At 36.9% G+C, this 21,051-nt stretch carries 17 protein-coding genes; all 17 read left to right on the top strand.

What is annotated here, in order from left to right; translation table 11 throughout:
- Positions 1-11: 11 nt before the first annotated feature.
- Complete coding sequence (locus tag LCF57_RS15630) at positions 12-1,817, top strand: N-6 DNA methylase (RefSeq protein WP_226001521.1); 1,806 nt, start codon at positions 12-14, stop codon at positions 1,815-1,817.
- 51 nt (positions 1,818-1,868) lie between these two features.
- Complete coding sequence (locus LCF57_RS15625; protein ID WP_226001520.1) at positions 1,869-3,356, top strand: type I restriction-modification system subunit M; 1,488 nt, start codon at positions 1,869-1,871, stop codon at positions 3,354-3,356.
- Positions 3,353-4,492 carry a restriction endonuclease subunit S gene (locus LCF57_RS15620; protein WP_226001519.1) on the top strand — a complete coding sequence of 380 codons (1,140 nt, stop codon included), beginning with the start codon at positions 3,353-3,355 and terminating at the stop codon, positions 4,490-4,492. The genes LCF57_RS15625 and LCF57_RS15620 overlap by 4 nt, the downstream gene beginning before the upstream one ends.
- A gap of 24 nt (positions 4,493-4,516) precedes the next feature.
- Positions 4,517-7,855 carry a DEAD/DEAH box helicase family protein gene (locus LCF57_RS15615; RefSeq protein WP_226001518.1) on the top strand — a complete coding sequence of 1,113 codons (3,339 nt, stop codon included), beginning with the start codon at positions 4,517-4,519 and terminating at the stop codon, positions 7,853-7,855.
- A 101-nt stretch (positions 7,856-7,956) separates the two neighbouring features.
- Positions 7,957-9,507, top strand: a complete 1,551-nt coding sequence (locus tag LCF57_RS15610; protein ID WP_226001517.1) for a serine/threonine protein kinase — start codon at positions 7,957-7,959, stop codon at positions 9,505-9,507.
- Positions 9,508-9,885: 378 nt separating this feature from the next.
- On the top strand, positions 9,886-10,056 hold the full coding sequence (locus LCF57_RS15605) for a hypothetical protein (RefSeq protein ID WP_226001516.1): 171 nt from the start codon (positions 9,886-9,888) through the stop codon (positions 10,054-10,056).
- A 35-nt stretch (positions 10,057-10,091) separates the two neighbouring features.
- Positions 10,092-10,766, top strand: a complete 675-nt coding sequence (locus LCF57_RS15600; RefSeq protein WP_226001515.1) for a hypothetical protein — start codon at positions 10,092-10,094, stop codon at positions 10,764-10,766.
- Positions 10,763-11,686 (top strand): hypothetical protein, encoded by a 924-nt coding sequence (locus LCF57_RS15595; protein ID WP_226001514.1) that lies wholly within the window; start codon positions 10,763-10,765, stop codon positions 11,684-11,686. The genes LCF57_RS15600 and LCF57_RS15595 overlap by 4 nt, the downstream gene beginning before the upstream one ends.
- Positions 11,687-12,673: 987 nt before the next feature.
- Positions 12,674-13,936: a site-specific DNA-methyltransferase gene (locus LCF57_RS15590; protein WP_226001513.1), complete on the top strand. Its 1,263-nt coding sequence runs from the start codon at positions 12,674-12,676 to the stop codon at positions 13,934-13,936.
- A gap of 94 nt (positions 13,937-14,030) precedes the next feature.
- Positions 14,031-14,285, top strand: a complete 255-nt coding sequence (locus LCF57_RS15585) for a YciI family protein (protein WP_226001512.1) — start codon at positions 14,031-14,033, stop codon at positions 14,283-14,285.
- Positions 14,286-14,534: 249 nt separating this feature from the next.
- On the top strand, positions 14,535-14,705 hold the full coding sequence (locus LCF57_RS15580) for a hypothetical protein (RefSeq protein ID WP_226001511.1): 171 nt from the start codon (positions 14,535-14,537) through the stop codon (positions 14,703-14,705).
- Between the two features lie 68 nt (positions 14,706-14,773).
- Positions 14,774-15,517, top strand: a complete 744-nt coding sequence (locus LCF57_RS15575; protein WP_226001510.1) for a transposase — start codon at positions 14,774-14,776, stop codon at positions 15,515-15,517.
- 158 nt (positions 15,518-15,675) lie between these two features.
- Positions 15,676-16,521 (top strand): tyrosine-type recombinase/integrase, encoded by an 846-nt coding sequence (locus LCF57_RS15570; protein ID WP_226001509.1) that lies wholly within the window; start codon positions 15,676-15,678, stop codon positions 16,519-16,521.
- Positions 16,522-16,696: 175 nt separating this feature from the next.
- The gene (terL, locus tag LCF57_RS15565) at positions 16,697-18,247 is read left to right on the top strand and encodes a phage terminase large subunit (RefSeq protein WP_226001508.1); all 1,551 of its coding nucleotides are present in this window, start codon (positions 16,697-16,699) and stop codon (positions 18,245-18,247) included.
- A gap of 203 nt (positions 18,248-18,450) precedes the next feature.
- Entirely contained in the window at positions 18,451-19,086 is a 636-nt protein-coding gene (bluB, locus tag LCF57_RS15560; protein ID WP_134911101.1) for a 5,6-dimethylbenzimidazole synthase, read from the top strand.
- Positions 19,087-19,258: 172 nt separating this feature from the next.
- The gene (locus LCF57_RS15555) at positions 19,259-19,576 is read left to right on the top strand and encodes a cupin domain-containing protein (RefSeq protein ID WP_025685200.1); all 318 of its coding nucleotides are present in this window, start codon (positions 19,259-19,261) and stop codon (positions 19,574-19,576) included.
- Between the two features lie 135 nt (positions 19,577-19,711).
- Positions 19,712-21,019 (top strand): phage portal protein, encoded by a 1,308-nt coding sequence (locus tag LCF57_RS15550; protein WP_226001507.1) that lies wholly within the window; start codon positions 19,712-19,714, stop codon positions 21,017-21,019.
- Positions 21,020-21,051 lie beyond the last annotated feature (32 nt).

Raw genomic sequence — 21,051 nt, 5'->3', positions numbered from 1 at the left:
TAGGTTTATTCATGAAGAACTTATATGGTTTTTTAGATAAAACAAGAGGCGATTTACCATTACATGAAACGTTTGAGGCAACTAAAGCTGTTGTTGCGATTGGAGATGCAAATACTTTACGAAATATTGCAAATTCAGTGAATATATTCGAAACATTAGTGCAACAAATATCACACTTAGATTATAGTGCCATGACGAAAGAACAATTGAATAGAACGGTAATCACACTGTCTTCTAAATTAATGTCTAGTTATACAATCGATTTGATTTTAGAGGTAGCAAAGGCACTTGAAGTAAATAAAGCAATCGAAGTATTCGATTGGATCGTGCAGCAATCGGAGGAAAAGTATGGTGTTTTAAAAGCTGATTCAACACAAACAGCGATCGTCAAAAACTATTTTGATGTACAGCAGAATAAAACAGTATTTAGTGGTCGAATTGGCAAAGGGTTTGAAATAACAGAGTTACTAGGTGAGCAAAAAGATGTAGCAATATATGCACAAGATTATTATCTAGATGATTTAGTTATTGCGGAAATTCGTTTACATTTAGCTGGTTATGAAAAGGTAGAACTGAAGCAAGGAAATATATTAGTTGAACCTACATTTAAAAATCAAACATTTGATTATATGTATGATACGCCGCGCTTTGGTTATAAACCGAATGCCCAAGAGATGGAGCAATTGAAGTATCATTCGCGCTTTAACTATTTTGGCGTTCCGTCAAAGATGAATGCTGATTTAGGGTACTTAGTTGCAGGGGTTCATGCTTTGAATGAGCAAGGGAAAGGTGCATTTTACTTTACTACAGGAGCTTTATCTCGTGGTGGGGCAGATGAAAAAATTCGTGAGCGTTTAGTGGCGAGAGATGTCATTGAAGCAGTTATTGAGTTTCCAGGTGGATTTTATGCACCAACAACAGGTATTTCTTCGGTATTAGTTTTGATGAACAAAGCGAAATGTGAGCAAGCGAAAGGAAATATTCTATTTATTAATGCTTCTACGTTATCGAAATTTGTTCGTAGAAAAACATCGCTTACAGACGAAGGGCTTGCCGAAATTATTTCAATTTTAGAAGAGCGCAAAGAAGTGAAGGGGATCTCGAAAATTGTCGCTATGCAGGATTTAACGGACTATGAATTATTACCTAGCCGCTATGTGTTCGAAAATGAAGTTGAGCTGGAAACGTATGGTTTAGTTGAAATTGACTTACCAGCATTTGAACAGGTAAAAACGGTACGATTAAAAGACAGTGCTACGATATATCGTGGTCATAATGCACTACCAAAAGACGAAAATGTAAATGGTAATGTCGCATTACTGAAAATTTCAGATATTGTAGATGGTGAAATTCAAGAAGCTGGTTTAACACGCTATGAATTAGGTGGCCGAGTGAAACTAGATAATTACAAACTTGAAAAAGGGGACATTGTTCTTTCGATTCGTGGACAGCTAAAGTTAGCGATGTTTGAAAGCGACCGAGAAGATGTTTTGTTATCACAAAACTTCATTGGGATTCGTTGCAATGCTGATTTTGATCCAACATTTGTGAAGCTGTATTTGGAATCACCGTTAATGCAATTTATTATACAAAACAGCCTAACAGGCTCGACAATTTTAAATTTATCGCCAAAGGATATTGAAGGATTTATGATTCCGCAATTACATTTAAAACAGCAGCAGGAAATTGTGAATGAATATAAGCAACAGCAACAAGAGCTGAAACAGAAGTTAGACGAGATTCTGATACAATTGAAAGAATCTAAACTAAATGCTTATGAACAAATGGGCATTGGACAAACATTTACTTTAAAATAGATAATAGGAAATGGTGTCTAAGAAGGCACCATTCTACATGGAGGTTTTGACATGATTACAGGTGAAATTAAAAATAAAATCGATAGTATCTGGACGACGTTGTGGACGGAGGGAAACACAAACCCTTTAACAAACATCGAACAATTAACATATTTACTGTTCATTAAAGGTTTAGATGAAGGTGAATTAAAAAAAGAAAACGAAGCGGAATTTTTAGGGCTTGAATATAAAGGCATCTTTTCAGAAATGCCAACTGAGTTTAATGAAATACAAAAACAGCACTGGGCGATGATGCGCTGGACACAGTTTAAAAACTTACCGGCACAAGAAATGTATGAGGTAATGACGACGACGATTTTCCCGTTCATTAAAACATTGGGCGGCAAAGACGAGTCAGCATTTTCAAAATATATGAAAGATGCGATGTTCCAAATTAACAAGCCAGCGACATTACAAAAGGTCGTAACTGCACTTGATAGCATCCCAATGGAAGACCGTGATACACAAGGGGATATTTACGAGTATTTATTATCGAAGTTACAACAAGCAGGGACAAACGGCCAATTCCGTACACCGCGTCATATTATTAAAATGATGGTGGAATTAATGAAGCCGTCACCAGAAGATATCATTATAGATCCGGCAATGGGGTCAGCAGGATTTTTAGTAGCTGTGAGTGAATACTTACGTAAAAATCACCAAGACCTATTTTTAGTACAAGGGCTAAACGAACATTTCCATAATACGATGTTCTACGGAAATGATATGGATACAACGATGTTACGTATCGGTGCAATGAACATGATGCTTCATGGTGTGGATTCACCAAATATCGACTATCGTGATTCGTTATCGGAGGAAAATAAAGAGACAGATAAATACACGTTAGTCTTAGCAAACCCGCCCTTTAAAGGCTCTTTAGACTATGATGCGGTTTCAAACGACTTATTAAAAGTAGCAAAAACGAAGAAGACAGAGTTACTGTTCTTGTCACTTATTTTACGTACATTAAAAGCTGGTGGACGTGCGGCAGTGATTGTCCCAGATGGCGTATTATTCGGTAGCTCAAATGCCCATAAAGCTATTCGTAAAGAAATTATCGATAACAACAAATTAGAAGCTATCATTTCAATGCCAAGTGGTGTGTTCAAGCCATATGCCGGGGTTTCAACAGGAATTATGATCTTCACGAAAACAGGTACAGGTGGCACAGATAACGTTTGGTTTTATGATATGAAAGCAGACGGCTATTCATTAGATGATAAACGTACTGCAATTGAAGCAAATGACATTGAAGACATTATAACGCGTTTTGGTAACTTACAAGGTGAAGCAGAGCGTAAACGTACAGAGCAATCATTCTTCGTACCAGTCGATGAAATCCGCGAGCAAGGATATGACTTGGCGATTAATAAGTACAAAGAGATTGAATATGAGGAAGTTGAATATAGTAGTCCACAAGAAATTCTTAAATCCATTATTTTATTGGAAGACGAAATTCAAAATGAATTAAAGTCTTTAGAGGGGCTTATAAAATGAAATATGTTGAATTAAAACATTTATGCTCACCAAAACAATGGAAAACGGTATCCACTTCTAATTTAATATCGAGTGGTTACCCTGTTTATGGGGCAAATGGCATTATTGGATATCATTCTGAATATAATCACAAGTTCCCTACTTTATTAGTAACCTGCCGAGGTGCTACTTGCGGCGAAGTTAATATTTGTGAACCATTTTCTTATGTAAATGGAAATGCGATGGCACTAGATGACTTAGATGAAAGTAAGGTAAATATAAAGTATCTTTATTATTATTTGAAGTATAGAGGTTTTAAAGATATTATTTCAGGTTCTGCACAACCGCAAATAATTCGTAGTGCCATAGAAAAAATAAAAATACCTCTTATTGAATTGGCAGTACAAGTAAAAATTGTTGAGACCGTAGATAAGATTATTGGTGTAATTTTAAAACGTCAATCCCAAATCACAGTATTAGATGAATTAACACAAAGTTTATTTTTAGAGACGTTTGGTGATCCAATTCAAAACCTAAAAGATTTTAAGAAATTATCTTTAAACAATGTTCTATCTAATATACAGACTGGATGGAGTCCGGTCGCTAGTAATGAACCAGCAATTAATAATGAACAAGGAGTATTAAAGTTAAGTGCAGTTACTGGGGGGCGTTATAATTTTAAAGAAAATAAAAAATTACTCGATGGTACTCCTTTTAAAACTGAATATGAAGTGAAAACTGGAGATATTCTTTTAACAAGGAAGAACACAAAAGAGTTAGTAGGAGCTTGTTCATATGTATTTGATACCCAATCAAATCTAATGTTTTCAGATTTAATATTTAGATTAAATATTAAAGATGAATCAATAATACAGCCTATTTATTTATGGAGATTATTAAATACTAATGCGATGAAAAAAGAATTAAGTTCATTAGCATCAGGAAGTTCAGGTTCTATGCCTAATATTTCTAAGAAAAATTTAAATGAACTTTTGATAATAATTCCCCCTATTAATTTGCAGGAAGAATTTATTAATAAAATCATTTCGTTAGAACAATTAAGAAGGGACTTAATTGAAAGTGTGTATTCGTATGAAAAATTATATGAGTCAATACTCCAAAAAGCCTTCAAAAGCGAGCTTTTCCAAGAACAATAACAATCTCACAAAGGAGATGTGTATATGTTGAACTTCGATTTTTTAAAGGATAAACAGTCATTTACGAGCTTTGCCAACGCTTGTTTTGAAGCGGAAAAGGCGATGCAAGTTAGTCCTGCCACGGTTGCGATTTTGTCGCGCCGTGCGCTGGAGCTTGCCGTTAAATGGGTGTATCAATTTGATAATGATGTCAAAATTCCGTATCAAGATAACCTTTCAAGTTTGATTCATGATCGACACTTTTTAGGCATTATTGATGAAGAACTGTTACCGATGATGAAATACGTGGTGAAGCTTGGAAACGCAGCGGTACATACGAATGTGGCGATTACGCGTGATGAAGCGGTGTTATCGTTACATAACTTGCATCAATTTGTGTCATGGATTGACTATTGTTATGCAGAGGAATATACAGCAACAGAGTTCGATGAAACATTATTGTATGATGCAGATTATAAGCGTGAACGTCCAGAAGAATTAAGTGACTTATACGAAAAGCTAAGTGCAAAGGATCAGTCGCTTGAAGAGCTTCGTAAGCAAAATGAAGAGCTTCGCCTGCAGTTAACAGCGAATCGTATAGAGTCACAACAACATTATGATTTTGATGTGGATACGATTTCAGAATTTGAAACGCGTAAACGTTATATCGATTTAGATTTGAAATTAGCGGGTTGGGAAATCGGTAAAAATGTTGAAGTGGAATACCCTGTAACAGGTATGCCAAACGTAAAAGGTGAGGGCTATGTGGATTATGTACTGCGCGGTACAAACGGTAAAATTTTAGCAGTTGTTGAAGCAAAACGAACGTCACGTGATCCGAAAGAAGGGCGTAACCAAGCAAAATTATATGCGGATTGTATCGAACGAATGCATGACTTACGACCTGTTATTTTCTATACAAACGGCTTTGAAACACACATTTGGCATGATGACTATGCCGCACGTAAAGTAGCTGGCTTTTATACACAAGATGAGCTGCAATTAGTAATTGATCGTCGTAAAATAAAGCAGCCGTTAGTTAATGCTGAAATTAACGACGCTATTACAAACCGCTATTACCAAAAAGAGGCGATTCTGGCGATTTGTGATACGTTTAGCAACAACCAACGTAAAGGGCTGCTCGTCATGGCAACAGGTAGTGGGAAAACACGTACTGCCATTTCATTAGTTGATGTGTTAACAAAAAATTATTGGATAAAAAATGTACTGTTTTTAGCTGATCGTACATCATTAGTGAAGCAAGCGTTTCGTAATTTTAACACGCTTTTACCGAATTTATCGCTAAGCAATATGCTAGAGAAAAATTCGAATCCAGAAGCGGCTCGTATGGTGTTTTCAACCTATCCAACGATGATGAACTCGATTGACGAAGTGAAACGTAAAGATGGTAATCGTTTATTTACAATCGGTCATTTTGATTTAATTATTATCGATGAATCACATCGATCCATTTATCAAAAATATAAAAGTATTTTTGACTACTTTGATGGGATGCTAGTCGGTTTAACAGCAACACCTAAAGACGAGTTGGACAAAAATACGTATACGATTTTTGACTTAGAAAATGACGTGCCGACTTTTGCCTACGAATTAGCGAAGGCTGTAGAAGACGGTTATTTAGTTGATTACCGAACACGTGAAACAACACTAAAAATTTTAGATGACGGTATTCGTTATGACGACTTATCAGAGGAAGAAAAGGAAGAGTTTGATGAAATCTTTGAAGATGAGCCACAAGTAAAAGATATCGATAGCTCAGCCATTAACAACTTTGTATTCAATAAAAACACAATTGATCATGTGTTAAATGATTTAATGGAGTATGGCTTAAAGGTTGAGGGTGGCGATAAATTAGGAAAAACAATAATTTTCGCAAAAAACCATAAACATGCGATGGCCATTAAAGAGCGTTTTGATTTGAAATTCCCAGAGTACGGAGGTGATTTCGCAGAAGTGATTGATTACAGTGTGGAGTATTACCAAACGCTAATCGATGACTTCTCAACAACAGATAAAATGCCGCAAATTGCAATTTCGGTTGATATGTTAGATACGGGAATCGATGTGCCAGACGTTCTGAATCTAGTATTCTTTAAAAAGGTGCGCTCAAAAACAAAGTTCTGGCAAATGATTGGTCGTGGTACACGTTTACGTAAAGACTTGTTTGGTCCAGGAATGGATAAGGTGTACTTTTTAATTTTTGATTACCTTAGAAATTTCGAATACTTCCGTGAAAACGAGAAGGGTGAGCAAACAAAAATCACCCAAACACTAACGGAGAAGCTATTTAATTCTAAAGTGGATATTGTTCGTGAATTGCAATCGCTTCAGTATCAGGAAGCTCCGTTTATTTCATACCGTGAACAATTGCTGAAGGAAATTTTATCGGATGTACGTGCATTAAATGATGAAAATTTCCGTGTACGTCAGTACTTACAATATGTGCATAAATATCAAAATGAAGATAGTTGGCAAGCATTATCTGTTGTGCAAACGAATGAAGTGAAAGAAAATGTTTCACCACTCATTGTACCGATTGAAGATGATGAGTTAGCGAAGCGTTTTGACTTATTAATGTTAACGATTGAATTAGCAAGATTGCAATCTAATAATGCAACAAAGCCAATTCGCCGTGTTGTAGATACAGCCGAAGCACTATCAAAGCTTGGAACAATCCCACAAGTACTAGCTCAAAAAGACGTAATCGATGAAGTACGTACGACCGAATTCTGGGGACAAGCATCAATTGCTGACTTAGAGCATGTTCGTGTAGCATTACGTGATTTAATTCGCTACATTGAGCGCTCGAATCAAAAAATCTACTATACTGACTTTCAAGACGAAGTGATGACCGTTGCAGAAAACGCATCAATCTTAAATGTAAACGACCTAAAAAGCTATCGCAAAAAGGTCGAGCATTACTTGAAAGAACATCAGCATGAGGACACATTAGCGATCTATAAGTTGCGTAACAATAAGCCATTAACGAAGCAAGACGTGGAATACTTGGAGCAAATTTTATGGAACGAACTAGGTTCAAAAGAACAGTATGAAAAAGACTACGGTGATACGCCCGTAACAAAGCTCGTTCGTAAAATTGTCGGCCTAGACCGTCAAGCTGCTGTCGAAGCATTTTCAGCGTTTATTAGTGAGCAACAATTAACATTACAACAAACGCAATTCATTGAGTTGATTATCGATTATATTGTTAAGAATGGTACATTAGAGCGCCAAGCTTTGCAACAAGATCCTTTTAGTTCAACAGGTGGGATTATGGTTGTATTCAAAGACCAACTGCCAAAAGCACGCGGGATTTTGGATATTATAGATCGGATTAATCGCAATGCGATGGATATTTCATAAATAAGTGAGGGACACATAGACATGCTGTTCCTCTTTTATAAATATATATTTGGAACGATAAAAGTTTATATAGATTTATACACAATTTGGGGGAATTAAAGATGAAACCTTTAGATATTGTTTATGATGAGGTCGGAATACCATATAAAGTAGGCGAGTATCTTGGTGGAGGTGGTTTTGGAAAGGTATATCAAGTAACTAAAGTAGATGATGGGACACTTTGGGCATTGAAAGTTTTTCCATATGCAGATTTAGAGGAAAAGGATTTTATAAGTTTCCAAAATGAATCAATAATGGCTATGAAAGTCCAACACGAACATGTAATTAATTATAAATATATACACGATGGCAAAAAATATAGTGACTTATCACCTTATATTATAATGGAAATTGCCCATGATGGGAGTTTAGCAGACTTAATTAAAACGTATAAAGCTAATAAAGAATTTATTAATTCTGAAAGCTTACTCCGAATGTACAATCAATTAATTGACGGTATGATTGAGGTAAATAAACATGTTATTCATAGAGATATAAAACCGGAAAACATTCTTTTTAGGGATGGGAAATTAATTATTACTGATTTTGGACTTGCCAAAATTACTGATGCCACTACAAGGAATGTTCAATTAACTTTCAAAGGATACGGTACGCCACCGTATCTTGCTCCTGAAGCATGGAAAATGGATTGTAACACAATTCAAATGGATATATATGCTATGGGAATGACATTTTATGAAATGGTGACTTTGGAATCACCTTTTAATGTAGTTGGTAGTATAAGCAATGATGAATGGAGACAAAAGCATTTATTTGAAGAACCAATGCCTGTTCATCAAAGAAACAGTACAGTTTCCCCTATAATATCTCAAGTTATAATGAAGATGATTGAAAAATCAACTAACAGAAGATATACAAATTGGCAGGATATAAAGAATGATTTGTCTAAGTTAGAGCTTCCCAAATCTAATAATGAAGATATATTAAATACAATGTTACAGCAGAAATTAGATGAAGCTGCAAAACGAAGAAGTAAAGAAGCAGAAACTGCGAAAATTTTAAAAGAAAAAGAAGAACATGAAAAGCTGATATTTAGCCAATTTAAAAGGGATATTTTTTCCCCAATAAATGACTTGATTAATGAATTTAATGAGCGAACTATAGATGAAAAGATATTAATAGTACCGCCTAATAAGTCTGGGAAAAATATTTCATGTAATTTTAATTTGTTATCCGGTAAGAAAGTTGAAATTCGTTTAGATATTTTACATGACGATGATTTTATAAGAAAAGTAGAGAATACTTCACCGCTGTACCATGGGGCAAAAACTTATAGTAAGGTTGTTAGACCTATATATATAAAAAATAATAAGAAGATATTAGCATGGGGTTATTTAAAAATCCGAAATGATATAGGATATAATATTTTGCTATTAGAAAATGATGATGAATTATATGGTGAATGGGTATTTTTGTTAAACAATCAAAGTGGCTTAGCAAGACATACAGAGAACAGACCAACCCCTTTTGCATTTGAGATACACGAATTAGAAAAAGAATTGAATTTTATCAATGCTATGCATATATATAATACAAGTGTTATGGAGTATGACGAAAAGATATTAAAAACTTTTATTTTGAATAACAATTAACAATAATAGTTTTGCTGAAATATATACCTCTAATGTTTGGCCGTATTTAAGGTAAGAAATTAAAGGTATTTATAATAGGGTAAGGTTATTCTACTACATCGTTTTATTTTATTATCTACCCTCAGCACTCACCACATGTGGAGTGTTGTTCACTATTGGTCAAGAAAGACTAATAGTTGAGGTGTATTGACGTATACAGCAACGGAGCAGCAATTGAATTTTTAACTATTGAGAAAGTCACGAAATCGAGCTTTAAGGCGATAGTCCATATCGAATAAATTGAATCATAGTGTGTCATGATCTGGCGCCTGTTAACACGGGCGCTTGGGTGACACCTGATTTATAGGTGCGATTCCACAATGACAGGAGTGAATCTGAATGAGCTACTTTTATTGTTACGATATCCATTTGTTTAATTATCTGACGAGTAAGGGCTTCTCGTTTATAACGAAGGCACGACACTATAAGACGAATGTTTTATTTTCCATGTATCTGAAAACGCCAGAACTATCTGTAGCCATTGATGAATGGGAAGCAACAAATTATTAAAATGTAGATGTTAGAAATGATGTGAGGAGCATTTGATGAGAATTGATGATTATAAGCCAAAGCAAAATGTAACTGAGAAGGTAAACGGGGAGGAGGCTGAATGGAAAAATGGAGATATCGTTTTAATTAGCAGTGGGACGGCATCGGGTAAATCCTATTTTATTCGAAACAAGCTGGAACAATTAGCGGATCAGCAAAATGTGAATATCCTTTTATTAGTCAATCGAAAGAACCTGTACGATCAGAATAAGGAAGCTATCGACAATTCATTATTTTCAAGAATCAAAGTGGAATTATATCAAACAATTGAAAATCAACTTAACGAAGGGAAAGAATACGATTTTTCTCCTTATACATATATCGTGTGTGACGAATCACATTACTTTACTACGGACAGTGGATTTAATGATAATTCCGATGATTCCCTTCAAGCTATACTCGGCTTACAGTCTCAAATTAGAATTTTTATGTCCGCAACAGGTCATGTCCTATTTTCCTATATAAAGGAGCAGTATAGACATAAACTCAAACAAAAGGGGAATAAATTATGGTCTTACTTCATTCCAATAAAATTCAATCAGATTGCATCGTTATCCTTTTATACAGACTTTTATGCAGTAGAAAAATGGATTAAGCGCAAATTCAATAAAGCTAACGATAAAATTATATATTTTGCAGACACGATCCAAAGGCTTTTGAGCTTCATGTGAAGTATGACGATTCACTATTCGTATGCAGTAAAAGCAGCAGCAAAAACAGAAAGTATCTCAAACATGTAGATGATGATCAAGTGGAGTCCATGGTCAAGCAAAATAGGTTTGACTGTAAGTATCTATTCACCACGACAGTGCTTGATAATGGTTTTGATTTGAAAGATGAGCAAATTAAATTAATTGTGTGCGATATATTTGATGTGGATACGATGCTACAGTGTATTGGGCGAAAGAGATTCAAGAATGACCAGGATAAGGTTCATGTGGTGTTACTGAATCGAAGCAATCGAGATTTGAATAATTACTTGAGATCCGTCCAGAAGAAACTGGATGAAGCAGATGCTTTTATTCATGGTGGAGTTGAAGAATGGAAAAAGCTAGTGGGTAAATTTTCGAGGCAATCCAATTACATCATTAAAGACAACGCAACAAGTGATGGCAAATATAAATCGAAGAAGACGGTGTCCAGAGTTAAATATCTTCAAGCTGTAGCTACGAGAGATCGGATCAAGGATATGCTGGATCGCAATAGGGAAACGAATGAATATAGAGAAAAAACGGGAGGAAAAAAGGAAAGCGATGCCTATATGATGTATATTTCGAACTTATTACATAAAAATAAAATCACGTTGATTGAGAAGATGTTTGATCAAGAAGAATTATGTAGCTATTTAGACACGATAGTAGGTAAAAGAATATACAAAGAGGGTCAAAAACAAGTCATTGAAAAATTTGATATCAAGGATTATCGAGGTAGATTACAAAAGGATATTAGCCAATTACAATCCTACCTCCAATCGAATCAATTAAAATATGCGATTGGTAGTTTTCCAGATAACCGAAAGAAGTTAGAAGATGGAAGTGGCAATCCCCATAAAGGGAAGCGATATTGGTTAGTTAGCAAATTTAATGGATAGTCGGTTGTAACAAAAAAATCAAATTTTTCTTATTTTCGATACTGTCAAAAAGGTAGTACATATAAGGATTTTTTTAATCTTGGACCGCAAATTGTGGAGTAATGCTATATATAACATATATCCATGATTTGCTGTCCAGAGGATAGAAAAGGCAATGAAATCAACCGTTTTATGAAATGTAAAAAAGCAAATAAATGAGACAAACCGGAAATGAGCCGCAAAAGGGTGAATTGCCTAGGCAAGAGGGGAAACGGCGGCAGGTCGATGAATACCGTTTACGAAGCGTAGCGAAGTGGTTTTTATCGAGATGGTGAGAGAGTTTCCCTTTATGTGGGTACAAACGTTAAGATCAAAAGAAACCGTCAACAAAAATTTGTAAACAAATTATTTCTTTCCGTAGCCATCCAACAATCGTTGGCTGTCTTCAGTTTATTTTTTTGAACATGATAGATTGACGTGACCCTAATTTTCTATATATAGGGGAAACTGGGGTCAGTCCATGGAATGTAGCTTAACTTAGAAAGAATGAAATGGAGAAATAACGTTTACATCATACTCAAGATACTTATTCATTTGTAGTCAGGCTGCTTATTTTAAAATTTTTGATTTACAGGTTGAAATTAATCTTGCTGAATGTAGGCTGATATTTTCAAAAATTTAAAACTAAAAAAGTCGAGCTTACAAAGTTTGAAGTGTGTCACGTGACACAATGTTGAAAATTTAAAAGTACATATTACACACGGGAACTCTGGCTATGGTCTAGGGTTCCTTTTTCATTTGGAGAGGAGAAATTAGGATGATTATATTGTTACTAGCATTATCCGTAGCAATCTGTATTTGGCTTAGCATATTCTGCACTGTAATTCTGAGTGAGAGGAGAATGAGCCGGATTGGAAATCAAATTCGTAAACGTAGAAATGCCCATACCATACATAAAAAATCAGAAACAATGAGAAAGCTGTAGATATAAAGGAGCAAATTTTATAAATGAAATGGATGAAATTGAAGATCGATCAACTGGTACATGCCGAATATAATCCAAGGAAGGATTTAAAAGCGGGTGATCCAGAGTTTGAAAAGATTAGGAATAGTGTAATGGAATTCGGTTATTGTGAACCAATTATTTGTAATAGCGATTATACTATCGTGGGAGGTCATCAACGAGCTAAAGTGTTGAAGGCACTCGGTTACGATGAAGTCGATTGTGTCATAGTGGATGTGAGTAAGTCGAAAGAGAAAGCTCTGAACATAGCGCTCAATAAAATTACAGGTGAGTGGGACTTTGACGCACTGGCTACATTATTAGATGAGTTAAAAGAAGCAGAATATAATATTGAGTTAACAGGCTTTGATTGGTCTGAAGCAGAGAAGTTGCTGGATACATTACATGAAGATACAGCCGATGATGAGGATGATTTTAATTTAGAAGAAGCATTACCTGAACATCCGATCACTTATAAAGGTGACATTTGGCTACTTGGTAAGCATAGGCTAATCTGCGGTGACTCGACTAATCCACAGGATATTACAAGATTGATGGATGGTAAGAAGGCACAGCTCATTGTAACTGATCCACCTTATAATGTGGATTATACAGGTAAGACCAAGGATGCATTGAAAATTGAGAACGATAAGATGGATGACGACCAATTTTATGATTTTCTATTGGCTGCCTATACTCGAATGTATGAAGTAGCAGATGACGGAGCAAGTATTTATGTGTTCCATGCGGATAGTGAAGGCTTGAACTTTAGGAAGTCATTTATTGAAGCTGGATTCAAACTGTCTCAATGTTGTATATGGGCAAAGCAAGCGATGGTAATGGGTAGACAAGATTATCACTGGATGCACGAACCCGTATTGTACGGTTGGAAGCCGACAGGAGGACATTATTGGAACAGTGATCGTAAGCAAACGACATTATGGCAATTTGATCGTCCCTTTCGCAATGAATATCATCCCACGATGAAGCCGATTCCCCTGATTAGCTATCCGATTAAAAATTCCAGTAAGCTTGGTGATATCGTATTTGATCCATTTGGTGGTTCAGGTTCAACGTTGATTGCTTGTGAGGAAACGGATCGGATTTGCTATACCAGTGAGCTTGATCCTAAGTATGTAGATGTGATTGTGCAGCGGTATATTGCCCACGTTGGTAGCGATAGCAATGTATATTTGATTCGAGATGGTAAACGGTTTAGCTACCAAGAAGTTGTTGCTGAGTCGGCAAGGTCAGAGGTATTGAGATAAATGTTATATATTGGTTTGATAAAATAATTAATATTCATTTTATGGATCAGTGATGCTAGACTTTTATTACAAGGAAAATACGGAGGGGAAATCAGTGAACTACTTTTTATTAATGACTACCCGAACAAACAAGTTCGATTCTAATGATATCCAAGGACATTATGACCATCTGGAAAAGTTAAAAAAAGAGGAGCTTCTCGAAATGTATGGTCCATTTAGCGATGCAACGGGAGGAGCCTATTTAATAAAGGCAGCATCACTTGATGAGGCGACAAATATTGGGAATTCAGATCCGCTCATTCAAAATGGATCTTCCACATTGACGATAAAGGAGTGGCTGTTGCGTTAAAAGCTCATCAGCGAAGAGTGATCATGAGTGGTCGGATATTAAAATATACAGACGTTTATGCATATCCTCTTGCATAGGCTTTTTGTATTGGAGATAAGGTTATTAAGGCAAGAGGGAAAGCTAAGCATTGCCAACGTTGGCGATAATAGCGGCGTATATTTGATTCGAGATGGTAAGCAGTATGACTATCATGAAGTCGTTGCTGAGTCGGCAAGGTCAGAGGTATCATGTGCTGACTAAACCGAAAGGGTGATTGAATTGGGCAAGGCAAAAGTGAATATGGTAGTTCGATTTCTGAAGGGCATGCAAGCCGAAAAGGTCAATGTGCTAGGGGCTGAGGAGGCTCGGGAGGACAATGAGTTGATTCAGAAGGTGATTGAGGATATCGAGTTGTTTTACGAGGCTGAGTTAGAAGGGTAAGCTGGAATACATATGGGGAATGGTCGATAGTTGGCTGTTCCTTTTTTTCGTGCTGGAGGTGAGTTAAGATGAGCAAAAACAATGACAAACCCAAAAGAAATAAGCCTAAGATACTGACCAAGTATGATCAATTTGTTGTGCCAAGACTTAAGGATATTCCCGTTTGGGTACGTGAGGGAGCTACAGATGAGGAGATTGCGAAACGACTGAATATTCATATCTGGACATTAGGCGATTATCGTAGGAAACATCCCAAATTTGCTGAAGCATTGGAACGTCCCACCAAGTGGGAAACCCATGTATATCCTAGACTCACGGAGATTCAGCAATGGTTCGAAGAAGGCGTGAATGCAGAGGACATCATTAAGAAACTCGATATAGGTAAAACGACTTGGTACGAGTATATTGATAAACATCCGATGCTGGCTGAACTAGTCAAATGGAGCAGATCTGTCCCTATTTCACACGTAGAGAATTCACTTTTGAAAGCTGCAACGGGATATGAATATGAAGAAATAAAAACGATCATTGAAGAGGACAAAAATGGAAAAAAGAAGACGCGTATCGAGAAGGTAAAACGATATCAGCCTCCCAATCCGACAGCGATGATCTTCTACTTAAAGAATCGCTCACCCAACGAGTGGAATGATCGCCGTGAGTTGGTGGTGAATACAAAAGCACTGGAACAGGAACGGAAGCAGCTATTTTTGGATATGATTGAAGCGGATGTAGTGGATGCCGACTATGAAGCTATTGAGGAATCGGTTGAGATTGAGGAAGGATATATGGAGTCGGATGATTTGCAGCCATAACGTTATGTCGTCAGTATTTGTATAGATAAACGCCCATTTCAGCCCTAAATTAGCCTGTGAATTGCCCAAACTAAGTGCATAAGATAAGTTATGTATGGAGTGGACTTTGCCCCACATCAACGCTATGATGTGACACACGAGCGAAGGGTGGGGGGAAAATGAAGTATATTCAAGGGTTTGAAGCACATTTATGGAGCAAGGATCGGAGTGAAAATACGGTTTCCTGTTATATTAGAGACGTATTGCAGTTTATAACCTGGTATCAAAGGAAAACGGAATATGGATTGGATCAGTGGATTGAACTGGATGGAGTAGAATACAAGAAATATCTGCAAAGCACCAACCAAGCGATACTGACCATCAACCGCAAGATCGCCAGCGTCAACGTATTTGCACGGTGGATGCACCAGCAAGGCTATATTAAGGAAGAAATACATATCGAAGCGGTCAGGAATAAGGTTGTCCGGCAATACAAAGGGTTAGCGGAAAAGGATTTGTGGAAGCTACGAAATGAAATTCACCGTATGGGCAATCGAATGCATATCTGTATGATTGAATTGTTGATTGGAACAGGGATACGGGTAAGCGAATTGGTTGGCATCAAGTTGAAGGATATTGAAATGAGTGAACGTAAAGGGATGCTGAAGGTGCTAGGTAAGGGAAACGCCTTCCGAACGATACCGATGAATAAGGATGTGCGTAAAGCCATCGTCAGATATCTCGAAGTCAGGCCACAAGTTGAATCGGAACACTTATTTATTGGGCAGCGTGGTGCTTTGGAACGGAATGCGGTCAACCTGATCCTGAACAAATACGGAAATCGGATAAACGTGAAGGTGACACCACATATGCTCAGGCATACGTTAGGATATAAGCTGGTGAAGACGACTCCTTTGACGACCATCCAACAAATCCTTGGACATGATAACGTAGCAACAACCAATATTTACACCCTAACAACACAGCAGGATATGGCTGAAGCCTTGGCAAATATCGAGTGGTAAGCAGCCACTCTTTTTGTCGTGGATGGAGGGGGTCTTCTATTTATAGAAACGGAGCCGCCAGCAAAGGGTGCAGAAATTTTTGTGATGATTTTATAGTGAATTTGAGAAAGGAGTTATACCTATTGAAACGATAAAGCAAGAAGAGCAACGACAAGCTGAACTGCTTAAACAGTATATGGAGAAGCATTTTAAGCCACCAAAAATGAAACAATTGATCGAAACGTTCTCTTTTTCTGAACTTCGCAAGCTAATCGGTGAAATGGACATTGAATTTTTCGCCTTGGCCTATTTCCCTAAATATTTTGATCGAGTATTTGGCAAGTTTCACAAAGAGTTATTTTCAGAGTTAAAGCATATGCTTGCGAATACAGGACTAATTACAGCTTTCGGACTCCCAAGAGAGCATGGAAAGTCGACAATCAGTTCTTTTTTATTTCCGCTGTATGCCACACTTTATGATAAATCTCAGTTCACACTGATCATATCAGCAACAGAACAAATTGCATTGCCCTTCTTGGACATGATCAAAGATGAGCTAGAAACAAATCAGATGCTGATTGAGGATTTTGGGATTCGTAAAGGGAGCCGCTGGAACAACAATGAGATTTGGCTGAAGAGTAAAGGTGGACTGGATTCCTGCATTATGATTCGTGGCATAGATGGCAGCTTGAGAGGTATTCACTATAGGCACCATCGTCCTACACTAGTTCTAATGGATGATTTGCTTAAGGAGGATACTGCTCGATCTGAAGCTAAACGAGAACAGATTAAAAATACATTTACGGATGTCATTCTGCCTATCGGAACAAGGGACACCAATATACTGATCTGTGGAACGATTCTCAACGAAGAAGATATCATGGCTGATCTGCTCAAAGGGAAGATACCAGGTGTGAGAAGTGTCCGTAAAGCAGCCGTGCTTCGGTTTTCAGAACGAGATGATTTATGGTCAGAATGGGAGCGACAATATAATAATCTCCAAGACGAGGATAGGATCAATACTGCCTTGTCTTTTTTTATGGCTCACGAAAAAGAAATGCTAGAGGGTACGAAAATCCTGTGGAGCGAGTATTTGGACTATTATTATTTGATGTGCAAGAAGCAAGCCATGGGTGAAAAGAGCTTCTATAAAGAGTTACAAAATGATCCGCGTTCAACAGACGAATACATATTTCAGAATCTCATGTATTGGGACAGGCTACCTGAGTTTGAGGATATGGAACTAGCCATGTACATTGATCCAGCCATTAAAGCCGGGAAGAAAAATGACTATTCTGCGGTTTCAATTATTGGGCAGCATCGGAAGACGAAGCAGATGTACGTGATCGATGGCATTATCTATAAATTGCTGCCGGATGATTTGTTCCAAGTCGCTATTGAGAAGTTAAAGCTTTATCCTGTAGATAAGCTGGGCTTTGAAGTCAATCAGGCACAAAGCTATATGAAGCAGAAATTTGAAGAAGAGTTATGGAAAGCGAAGATACATACGCCAGTTGAAAGTGTCCATTCCAAGGGGCAGAAGCATGAACGCATTATTAGCTTGGAGCCGGAAGTGAAGAAGGGTCATATTCTGTTCAATGCAGATAACCTCAGATATAATCATCAGGTGAAGGATTACAATCGAAATTGTACATATGATGATGCGCCAGATAGTTTATATGGGGCTGTTCAATTGATTCAGTCTGTGAAAAGTTTAAAGTTTTATGATCGTAGTTTGTTGTTTTGAGGGTCAGGCAGTTTAGACTACGGATTGATAATGAACTGCAAGAGATAATATTGATTTCAAGCATAAGTAATATTAGAGTTATATCATAAAAATACCAATTTCAATGTAAACTTGAGCCTGAAGCCCTGTCATAATAATCTGAGTACTGGCGCATTCTCAGTCTTATTTAGGCTGGGAATTTTTGTTTTAAGGGAGGAATTAAATTGTTAAATGATTCTGAAAGAGAAGGAATATTTAAAGCCATTTTTGAAAGGAGAGATATTCGATCATTTAATGGAAAACCCATATCCAAAGATAAGTTAAACAACATATTAAGGGCTGGTCATCATGCACCTTCCGTTGGTTTTATGCAACCTTGGGATTTTATTGTAATTGACTCTCAAGAAGTTAAAGAACGATTGGCGCATGCATGTCATAAAGAAATACAGGCCTTGTCCATACACTATGAAGATGAAAAAAAGACAAGATTTCTCTCGTTAAAATTAGAGGGTATAAGGGAAGCACCTATAACGATCTGTATTACATGTGATCCAACAAGAGGTGGCGGACATGTAATTGGGCGAAATTCTATTCCTGAAACAGATATTCTATCCGTCGCCTGTTGTATCCAAAATATGTGGTTGGCGTCTTATGCAGAAGGAATAGCTATGGGATGGGTTAGTTTTTACAAGAAAACAGACGTACGGGAAATACTAAATATTCCACCACATATTGACCCTATTGCTTTGATTTCATTAGGTTATACGGATTTTTATCCTACAAAACCAATCCTAGAGCAAGTAAATTGGGAGAGACGTCGAAATCTAAATAATCTAATACACCATAATGCTTGGGAATGATTTGAAATATAAGTGAATTCTCCTTTTTGGATATGATGCTAACGGAAACGATTGTTTCATAAGCATCAAGATTAAGCTGTTGGTTTAGTCGACAGCTTGCTACGTTTAGAAAGACTGCAATATGGTAAAAACCGCTGAAGAGAAAGGTAGGAGGATTATGAAGCAAGGACAAATGAAAAAGATAAATTTATTCGAGGTTACAAAAGACATAAACGATTATGCGAACTTTGTGGTCAGTGAAGTTAACGATCATGTTTTAAGAGCTGCTGTAATCGATGGTGAATTCCATTGGCACAAACACGATGACTGCGATGAACTCTTTATTGTAATTGAAGGGGAATTAATAATAGATTTTGAAGACCAGACTATAGTTTTGAACCAAGGAGATGTGTATACCATTCCCCAAAATGTCATGCATAGAACACGCTCTAACGGAAGAACTGTAAATCTTTGTTTTGAGAAAGCAGAAAATAATATTAAGGGTAACTAATAGGATAGAAATATACTCAAGTACGCAATGTAGTTCGTTAATAACTTAACGTAGAAGGAACTGCCTTATTAAAGGTGGTTCTTTTATTATTACAATCAGCAATTAAATGACCCATTTTTGAAAAGAGGCAAAGGTATGAAAATAAATGTAGAACTTATTTTTGAATGTCTAAACGAACTCCAATCGGCTGCAATAGCTAAACAGAAATATGCAGATTACTACAATGGTCAGCATGCTATTCTCAAGAACTATGCGATGCAAGAAAGTCGAAGCAATCAAAAGCTTATTTTTAATTTTCCACGAAAGTTCGTAGATAATGAAGTCGGCTACCTGCTAGGTAAGCCAGTAAACTATGTGTCCAAGTCAGATCAGGATGAAGCCATACATAATATAGATGTACATATGAGTCATTGGGACAAGGAGCATAATCTACAGCTTCGGAAACAATCCGAAATCTTTGGTGAAGGCTACGAATTGAACTATATCGATTCAGATGGCCAATTTTCAGCCACAGTATTATCTCCTTTGAATGCGTTTGTGTTAGAGGACGGAACAGCAGAACGAAATGTATTGCTTGGTCTACATAAATTTACCCGGCGATTTGATAAGCAAGTGTATTTGGACGTGTATACCGACCATGAAATTCTACATTATACAATCGGCAACGATGATAAACACATTCAGAGTAAGCAAAACCAAGCACCTGAATTAAAATATATCGGCAAACATAATCACATCTTTGGAAGAGTCCCGCTTATCTCCTGTCCAGCCAATACGGAGAGAAAAAGTGGCTTCCAGGATGTGATTTCTTTATTTGATGCCTACAATGCGTTGAATTCAGACTTGGTCAATGAAATCGCAGATCATCGCAACGCCTATCTCGTGATTGAGAATGCGAAGCTGGAAGCTGAAGATTTATTGAATATGAAGAAGATGGGCATTATTCAAGTTCCGGCTGGAGGAAAGGTAAGTTGGCTTACGAAGGAGATTAACGATTCTTTTGTGAAAAATGAGTTGGATAACATTGAACGAAAAATCTTTGACATGATGGATCAGGTTAATTTAAATGAGAATTGGGCCAGCAATACATCTTCCTTAGCTCTGAGAAACAAGCTGCTGAATTTGGAGAATCGAGTAGCAATGCGTGAAGCCTTAATGGAAAAGGCAATCAAGCAGCGTTTACGGAATTTCTTTACCTTTCTGCACATTAAAGAAGGTGTGCAATATGATTACCGTGATATCGCGGTGAAGTTTACTCGTAACTTGCCGACAGATTTGGTTGGGATGGCTGATGTGATTGTGAAACTGAAAGAAGTGGTCTCTCAGGAAACGTTGCTTACATTGCTTCCATTTGTGGAGAATCCGAAGCTGGAATTTAATAAATTTCATACGGAGCAGCAACGATTAGTGGATACGGCTGAGGAGAAATCGGATGCAGAATAAAAATAGGATCAAGCGGCTGGTGAAGAATAATT

The organism is Paenibacillus sp. BJ-4 (genome assembly GCF_020404765.1).
GTDB lineage: Bacteria > Bacillota > Bacilli > Paenibacillales > Paenibacillaceae > Paenibacillus.
This window is presented reverse-complemented; position numbering and strand designations above follow the sequence as displayed.